Raw genomic sequence first — 8,505 nt, forward strand, 5'->3', positions numbered from 1 at the left:
GGTATGCGATGTTTAGAGCCCACCTTTCGCTGGCCGGCGTAGAGGATGATGCTGACGGCCCCTGGATGGGATCGTTTTGTGTCTATGGCCGAGCATATGGTCGAGCCGCCGCGGACCGTTCGGCGGCTTGAGGTCATCACCACCGCGAGCGGCCGGCGACGCTGGTCGCAGTCCGAGCGCAGACGGATCCTCGCTGAGGCCATGGCACCGGGTGCCGTCGTGTCGGTTGTCGCGCGCCGGAACGGGATGAGCCCGCAGCACCTGTTTACCTGGCTGCGCGAGGCGCGGAAGGCGCCGACAGTCGGTGGAATGGCAGCGGCCTTCGTACCGGTTCTCCTCGATGAGCCTGCCTCTGCGTCATCCGCATCGTCGCCCCGGGCCGGCATCCGTCCTCTGGGCAGCCCTGTTACCGGGATCGAGGTGGAGATGGCCGGCGCCGTGGTGCGCATCGGTGCGGACGCGAGCCAGGCTCAGATCACCGCGGTGATCCGGGCGCTGAAGGCTTGTCCATGATCGGGCCGTCCGGCGCGGCGCGCGTGATGCTGGCCACGCGGCCCGTGGACTTCCGCAAGGGCATGGACGGACTGGCCGCTCTGGTCCGGGACGCGATGGGTGGAGATCCGTTCTCGGGCACGGTCTACGTGTTCCGCTCGAAGCGCGCCGACCGGGTGAAGCTCCTGGTCTGGGATGGAAGCGGGCTGGTCCTCGCGGTCAAGCGTTTGGAGGCGGGTCAGTTCTGTTGGCCGAAGATCGAGGACGGCGTGGTCCGGCTGAGCGCGGCGCAGCTCGCGGCGCTCGTCGAAGGCTTGGACTGGAAGCGCGTCCATACGGCGCGTGCCGTGGGCGTGCCGGCGGTTGCCGGCTGAGCAAAAAGGCTGGCTAGCGGGCTTCATCGCGATGGTAAGTCGCTGACAGATCTGATCTAATCTGCTTCGTGGCCGCGCCTGCTTCGCCCTCGTTCGACGATCCCGAGACGCTCAAGGCGCTGCTCGCCGAGGAGCGCGCCGAGAACGAGCGGCTGCGCCAGATCATCCTGGCGATGCAGCGCCACCGGTTTGGCCGCCGCGCCGAGAGCCTGCCCGAGGATCAACTCCTGCTCGGGCTGGAGGAAGCCGAGCAGGTCGAGGCCGCGGGCTTTGCCGCCGAGGAGAGCGAGCCCGCCAAGAAGGAGGCGCGGAGGGTCAAGCGGCGCACGAACCGTGGGGCGCTGCCCGCCCACCTGCCGCGGGTCGAGTGCCTCGTCGATATCGACAGCACCGCCTGTCCATGCTGCTCGGGTGCCCTGCATCGGATCGGCGAGGACGTATCCGAGCGCCTCGACGTGGTGCCGGCTAAAGTACGCGTGCTGGTGATCCGGCGCCCGCGCTACGCTTGCCGCGCCTGCGGGGACGCAATCGTGCAGGCACCCGCGCCGGCGCGGCTGATCGAGGGCGGCCTACCGACCGACGCTCTGGTCGCGCAGGTGCTCGTCTCCAAATACGCCGACCACCTGCCGCTGTATCGACAGGCGCAGATCTTCGCCCGCCAGGGCGTCAGCCTCGACCGCTCGACGCTGGCCGACTGGGTCGGACGCGCCGCCTTCCTCCTCCGGCCCGTGCACGCGCGGCTCCTGGAGACGCTCAAACGCTCGGGCAAGCTGTTTGCCGACGAGACCACGGCACCGGTGCTCGACCCGGGCCGCGGCCGCACCAAGACCGGCCAGCTCTGGGCGTATGCGCGCGACGACCGGCCCTGGGGTGGGACGGATCCGCCCGGCGTCGCCTACGTGTACGCGCCCGACCGCACGGCCGCACGACCGATCGCGCATCTCTGCGGGTTTGCAGGCGTGCTCCAGGTCGACGGCTACGCGGCCTACGAGAGCTTGGCCAAGGGCGGCGCAGTGTGGCTGGCCCACTGCTGGAGCCATGTGCGTCGGCAATTCTATGATCTCGCCGCGGCCTCGCCGATCGCCACAGAGGCGCTGTCGCGCATCGCCGTGCTCTACCGGATCGAGGCCGAGATCCGCGGGCGTCCGGCCGAGGAGCGACGGGCGGCCCGTCAGGAGCGAAGCCAGCCCGTGGTCGAAGCGCTGGAGCCGTGGCTGCGGGAGAAGCTCGATCTCCTGAGCCGCAAGAGCAACCTCGCGGAGGCGATCCGCTACGCCCTGAGCCGCTGGGCGGGGCTGAGCCTGTTCCTCGCCGACGGGCGTGTGGAGATCGACTCCAACACCGTCGAGCGCGCGATCCGGCCGCTGGCTTTGAACCGGAAGAATGCCCTGTTTGCTGGTTCGGACGGCGGAGGCGAGCACTGGGCGGTGATCGCCTCGCTGGTCGAGACCTGCAAGCTCGTCGGCGTCGAGCCGCAGGCTTACCTTGCCGACGTCATCACCCGCATCGTCGAGGGCCATCCGCAACGGCACCTCGATGATCTGCTGCCATGGGCTTACCAGCCAACGCCAGCCCTCAAAGCCGTGGCCTGAGGACAGCGCTTACGCTCGTCGGGGGAGTGCCCGCGGATCTCGCCCTCGATCCGATAGAGTTCGGCGATGCGGGCGAGCACCTCGGTCGCGATCGGTGCCGGGCCAGCCTTAGCCAGTTCGTAGAACCGGCGGCGCACGTGCGCCCAGCAAAAGGCCAAGCTCACAGCCTTGCGCGCAGCCAGGACCTTGTAGCCCGCGTAGCCATCGACCTGCAGCGTGCCCTCGAAGCCGGCGAGGTGACGGATCGGGTGTTCGGCCTTGCGGTCGGGCGCGTAGAGGTAGGCCACGCCGGGCGGATCGAGGCCGCCCCCCAGGGCCGGTCGTCGCGGGCGTAGGCGAACAGCTGGCCGGTTTTGGTCTGCCCGCGGCCCGGATCGAGCACCGGTGCCGTGGTCTCGTCAGCAAACAGCCGGTCCGACGCCTTCAGCTTCTCGAACAGCCGCGCGTGGACCGGGCGCAGCAGGAAGGCCGCCTTATGATCCTCTCGTGCGGATCGTCAAACTGGCCGGACAGGTTGCTCCACAGAAGATGGGGCCGGAACATCGCTTACGCACAGTCGGCCCTGCGTCGCGCAGAAGGCGGCCAAGTGCGTCTACGGCCTCAGCCTGATCGAGGCGCTTGCAGAAGCCATGTGCCAGCACGGCATCCCTCGCGACGAATGCACGCGCCAGGAAATCCTCTACTCGCTCGAAGAAGCCTTGGCCGTCATCGCCCTCCGGCGGAGCACCCACAATCGCGTGCGATTGCACGCGTCATCAAGCTATCGGCCACCCGCGCCTGTCAGCTTCCCGCATCTCGCCTTCCCGCTACCCATGGCTGCTATCATGCAGTGGTCTCGCGACTGGCGCGGTCCAAAATATCGACCAGGTCACTACCTGTGTCACCGCACCAGCGAGTTCCGCTGCTTCCTCGACGAGACGGGCCTCCGCGTACGCTGCATAGAAACCGATGGTAAGGAGCGGTCCGCACCATCGGGTCACCTGGACATCATCCACGTTTGAGTCTCGCAACCACAGCTACGAATATTTACAAGGTGCTGTAGATATTACCCGTTCTTCGTCGCAAGTGCCTTCTGCCAACCAACGAATTGCCGCACCGCCGTTGTGTCATCAGCCTTAGACATGAAGGCTTCACCTTTATAGGTTGGGGCCGAAAGCGGAAGATTAATCAAACTTTGGCCACGCAGCACAGCCTCGAGCGCATTCACGTGGATATCCGTTTCCCACGAAAGCGTGCGCATGCAACCGATTTCTAGACATCTGTCCCGGTGTCTCTCCAACTCACTCTGATTTTGAAGCAGATGCTCGCTCGCTGCAGCGATCGACTGCGCGGACTGGTAGGCGAGAATACCTGCTCCATCGACGTAATCAAATAGGTTATTGTAGCGGTAGACGTCGATCGGCACGCACCCGGCCGCCATCATTTCGAACGGAATCCGCGACGGATTCGTCAAGCTGATGCAGATGCCGATCTTAGCGCTGTTATAAAGAGCATTGAGCGCCGAAAGATCGTTTACCTGCCCGAGGTGTTCGAAGTCGAACGGCAGATTGGGGCGATGATCAGATCCGTAGGTAACGAACTCGACATCGGGATGCCGGTGCTTCAGAAGTCGGAGCGCATCGAGCACCGTAGCCGACATGCGCCGCGGCTTATCGGGTTGGTAGAGCACCGCGATTCTGTTGCGCCGCTCTAAATTCGCGATTGGCTTGTAGATAGTATTGTCGACCCCGAGACCTGCTCCTATTGCGCCTCCTCCGAAGCGCTGCTTAATGAGGTGGGGTAGCCAATTGCCGACACAGAGATGAGTATGCCCCAACGTATATGAATTTTCTCCCGCAATATAAGCGTCTGACATCGAATTAAATTCCGCTTCGAAATCCTGCACTAAGTAGAATTTTTTCGTCTCGCCCGTAAAGAAACGTTCGATGTAACTTGTGCTATGCATGATCGTGGCCACGGCAGCCTCCGGAATGATGCCGGAAGACCAATGATCGAAAATGCCAATGTCATAGCCTTCTATTTCCTGCTCGAGATAATCGAAATGTTCACCCCGACCTTCCGTGAAGAGATTGACCTTGTGACCCGCGCGAGCCAATGCTTTTGCAAAATTATATATCGTGCGGTGTCCACCGGACCCCCTGATCGGATGCGGAGCGAAGATCCCCACACTTCGGCCTCGATGGCGAATGATCGCGGGCGCAGGTGCAATCCCAGACGGCCGCGCAAGCGAAAGTCTTTGCTCGACGCTAAGCGTTTCATACAATTTTGAAAACCTCGATGAATTTATGAAAGAATTGATCCATCGCTTCTCCGAAAATTTTAAGTTGCTCTTGTAATGCAACTTGTAGCCAGCGAGTTTCTTCAAAGCTACCAAATCGTCAGCTTTTGACATCTCATCGCTTGTGCCCGTGCCGAATGTTTCGTTGTGTGTTAGAGCATCGAAAGCATCAGCGACGCGCCGTTCGGGCGATTGCATGTAGCGTTGAGCAGCCATTTGAGCCAGCGGCCGCAGATCGGTGGCCGTGAGCCCGTGCTGGCCCATATAGGATAAGACGCGCTGGCAGATACCGAGAAGCTCATCTTGCAAAGGCTGAACATGCTGAGTAATGCAATTTTCCTCGCCCTCCAAGGCCTGCCTTATCGGTCGACCATTTTCGTAACCGACAACAGATCCTCCTTCAGAATTCGTAATAAATTCAATGGCAGCATATTCGCTAAAATCAAAGTTTATGCCGTTTGGCCTGTCCATTAAGTATCCGCTCTTGGTGACTCCATATGGTTGTTTATTGAGGGGCTGCTCCATACCAATATAGCAGCCATGTATAGAACCACTACAGATGTAAGATATGTTATCTTGGATGGTCCCCCTCCAGCCAATATCAACGACAAGACGGTTGATGTTGCGGTTAGGCTCAAATCCAGCAGCTTCGAGATACTCGAGACAATCTATCCGCTGTTGCCATATTGCACTGCGCCCGATTGTCTTGATTTGGCCATCGTTCAGAAAGTTCAGGACACCTGTGTGAGACCAGGGATATTTGATTGGCTCATACAGATCGATATGATGCCGCTCGGCCGCAGCAGCCCAGTCAGATGGATCGATATTGAGCGAAACCGCAAGCGCCGCCATGGATTGGGTCGAATATTGGGACCACAGCCTCATCAGTTGATCGGCGCTAAAGCTTGTCAGGGAGGGTGCAAACGTCGCCCTACGACTCACATAGAGCATGCTTGCTTCAGGGTACGATCCGACGTCGTACACATCGCAAGATGTGGCGATTTCATAGATTTTTTTGAAAAATGCGCCCTCTCTCGAAAAGAAGAAGACCTTCTCGACTTGATATTTGAAGGAATCCTCAATGATCATCATGGTGAAGCCGCAGAGGGCGAGTGCAAGCGACCCAACCTTAGTGGTCGAGCTATGACAGTCAAATCCGGCAATATCCGCCAACCGCAGAGCGTGATTTGAAAAATCTCCTTCAAGATGACTATAAAATGCGGCGCCAAGCCAGTGGTTGCGTTCTTCGTGATGAGCATGGTTGTACAAATCGGCACGTAGCCCTTGTTCCCGCGCCTTTATAACGTCTGCGATTTCACGATCGCCGACATGCATGATTGGTTTTTCGAGGTGACCTTCTCGAGATTTAACGATATTATATAGATCACCTTGCCGCTTCGTCGCTCCGAAATCACAGGAGACGTAAATTTCGTCAAAATGGTTGATATTGTTATTTTCAAGAATTTTTTTCAGTGCTACTTGCCCGAGATAAAAGTCTGAAACTGCAATTTTCCGCCCAGCAAAGCGAGATAAGATTGCAGCAAAGTTGACATCAGGGAACGTCGATGACATTTCAACTCGTTTCTCGACATCTTCCATTCTTCTGTGGAAATATTTTTTATCAAGATTGAAGTATCGAAGCCACATCGATAGCATGTCCTCGAAGCGAAATTCGAAGACTTCGTCGGCACTCTCGGCCTCGGCCGTCCGCCGTGCCTGCATGAGATCAACAGGATGCAGCGCATCAAAATCTGGATTGGAGCTGCGCGCGAGAAGCCAAAGTGCGCGCGCCGATCGCAGTTTGGTTTCGTCGGGATGACATTTGCGGCGGAGAACTGTGTCCCATATATCGCATGACAGCGTCCCGCCACCAGCAGATTTAAGGATATACTCAATGAAATGGTCGTCGATTTCATTAATGAAATCGCTTCCATAATTTATCCCTTTAGCGTCTTCCTTTATCTTGATTGGAAGCTGGCCTTTGTAACCCGTCACATTGTTGATATCGAAGCCGTTTCTAGACTTTATCTGCCGCCAATCCCTATCAGGAAGAATTATCTCAGTGTTGACCGAGTAGAAGTCACCAAGTTTCGGCGCATGGTGATTATGGAAGCCGTATTGACTGATTGTATTTTCGGCTATAAGGTGGATTTCAAGCCAAGTAATAAGACCTTTCATAGGAAAGCGCTGCTCGAGATCTTTCACATTCAGCCACCGATTAGGCGCTATTGAATTTACATCTCCAAATATCAGGTAGTGCAGCGCGACGTCGATCGTTGTATTCGCCATCCAGGGAAGCTGCTCATAATAATAATCTACATCAACAAATTTCCTTATTAATTTTGCCCGCGCTGTGAGCGATAGCGAAGGACGAAGCCAGTGGTCGTTCGGCTTGGAAAGCCGGCCCTCTAAATATCCATACTCAAGATAGTGAATGACTGGGTCGATGTTGTATTCTCTGATATCAGCATTCGTCTCAATATAAAATTGTCGATCAAACTCGGGGCTTAGCGTTACCTGACTGCTATGGCCAAAAGCGAAATAATGCATCAAGGGGTCGATATCAATTGAAGAATAACCGGCAAACCCAGCTTCGGCGAGATATTGGGTTCGATCAATGTGGGCACGATGGCGACTACGAACCTCTCTGCCCCGCGAATTGAGTGATAGTTCTGGGTTTGCATTTTTTGTTGGACGACGCCCTTCATATTGGCCGTATTTTATGAAGTGATCCAGGGGGTTTATATTATAACTTCGGACATCGTCATTGTTGTTCCGATAAAATTGAGTATCGAAGACTGGCGATGGTGACAGGCCCTCGAGATATCCAACGGCATCATAATGGCTTTTGGCATCTTCAAGCGAGGCAAATTTGACGTTTTTTACTTGTTTTTGATAAAAATGAAAATCAAAAATGCTATTTTTGCTTAAGACCGAGTCAAAATATTGAAACTTGTCTATGAACATTAGAGAGCCTTGTTTCTGATGGCTGAGCGTCCGCTCGCGTCGCGCGCACAATAGTCCAAGCCATAAAATTTGGAAAGAGCGAATTCGATACTCATATCGACCTTTCTATACTGCGACCCAATAACTTTTCCTTTAGTCTGCTTATGTCCTCGGAGTATATAATAGATAATTTCAGATCTAACGCATCAAAAAGAGGTGTGCTCGGGGTCCTCAATAAAGGGTGTCGCCGCTGCGCGACCGACGCTTCCGCAAATTGAACTCTGACCTTGACCTTAAGCTGGTTTCGCACCGAGCCCCCCGCTTTAGAAGCGGGCTGCAAGCTTAGGCTCAAGGTGAGCGGTACGCGTCGCGGTCGTTGAAGGAATGTCTGATGCTCCACCCGCGCGACCTAATGTGGACACCCGCCGGCCATTCTAAGCTTGTGCGTCAAGCCCTGCCGTATCAACCTGCCGAAGCCATGTCGAGTACGCTTTGCTCACGCCGCTACTGCCCTACCTAGGAGCCTGTCCGAGTAACGGGGTTTGAAGCCTGGTAGAGGGGGCAAGACGGGAGCCAATGAGGGCGGACCAGCGGCTTCAGCGGCCTGACTGTGCCAGCTTCAGCAGGTTGTGGGCGGTGCAGATCATCGCCCACTCGCCCCGGACCTGATCGAGCCCTCTCATCAGGAACTGTCGGAAGCCTCGGGCCTGCTTGATCTGTCCGAACACCGGCTCGACGACCTGCTTTCTAAGACGGTACCGACTGCGGCGCCCAGCCCGCTTCAGGCGGGCGGCCATCGCGCTCATCAACGGCATCTTGGTCA

5 protein-coding genes and 2 pseudogenes are annotated in these 8,505 nt (G+C 57.2%); 4 read left to right on the top strand and 3 right to left on the bottom strand.

Features of this window, described 5'->3' with window-relative positions:
• The first annotated feature begins 84 nt into the window (after positions 1-84).
• From H288_RS0131250 to H288_RS0131260, 3 genes are all read left to right on the top strand, one after another.
• Positions 85-513: a transposase gene (locus H288_RS0131250; protein ID WP_020096487.1), complete on the top strand. Its 429-nt coding sequence runs from the start codon at positions 85-87 to the stop codon at positions 511-513.
• Positions 510-866: an IS66 family insertion sequence element accessory protein TnpB gene (gene tnpB, locus H288_RS0131255; RefSeq protein WP_020096488.1), complete on the top strand. Its 357-nt coding sequence runs from the start codon at positions 510-512 to the stop codon at positions 864-866. The genes H288_RS0131250 and tnpB overlap by 4 nt, the downstream gene beginning before the upstream one ends.
• A gap of 68 nt (positions 867-934) precedes the next feature.
• On the top strand, positions 935-2,458 hold the full coding sequence (locus H288_RS0131260; RefSeq protein ID WP_020096489.1) for an IS66 family transposase: 1,524 nt from the start codon (positions 935-937) through the stop codon (positions 2,456-2,458).
• Positions 2,459-2,466: 8 nt separating this feature from the next.
• Here the strand turns inward: H288_RS0131260 and H288_RS34615 are convergent.
• Positions 2,467-2,933, bottom strand: a pseudogene (locus H288_RS34615) (IS66 family transposase); the annotation flags it as partial.
• Between the two features lie 76 nt (positions 2,934-3,009).
• Here H288_RS34615 and H288_RS36190 point away from each other — a divergent pair.
• A pseudogene (locus H288_RS36190) lies at positions 3,010-3,288 on the top strand (IS3 family transposase); the annotation flags it as partial.
• A 215-nt stretch (positions 3,289-3,503) separates the two neighbouring features.
• On the opposite strand, the gene H288_RS35440 reads toward H288_RS36190, so the two are convergent.
• Positions 3,504-7,703, bottom strand: a complete 4,200-nt coding sequence (locus H288_RS35440) for a hypothetical protein (protein ID WP_158684279.1) — start codon at positions 7,701-7,703, stop codon at positions 3,504-3,506.
• A gap of 575 nt (positions 7,704-8,278) precedes the next feature.
• Positions 8,279-8,505: transposase (locus H288_RS0131275; RefSeq protein ID WP_020096492.1), on the bottom strand; the 227-nt coding region annotated here is incomplete at its 5' end.

Origin of the sequence: Methylobacterium sp. 285MFTsu5.1 (assembly GCF_000383455.1) — a bacterium.
Classification (GTDB): Bacteria; Pseudomonadota; Alphaproteobacteria; order Rhizobiales; family Beijerinckiaceae; genus Methylobacterium.

Bases quoted from the DNA above. Each gene is read 5' to 3' on its own strand.
- H288_RS0131250 (WP_020096487.1), top strand. From the start codon at position 85: ATGGCCGAGCATATGGTCGAGCCGCCGCGGACCGTTCGGCGGCTTGAG.
- tnpB (WP_020096488.1), top strand. From the start codon at position 510: ATGATCGGGCCGTCCGGCGCGGCGCGCGTGATGCTGGCCACGCGGCCC.
- H288_RS35440 (WP_158684279.1), bottom strand. From the start codon at position 7,703: ATGTTCATAGACAAGTTTCAATATTTTGACTCGGTCTTAAGCAAAAAT.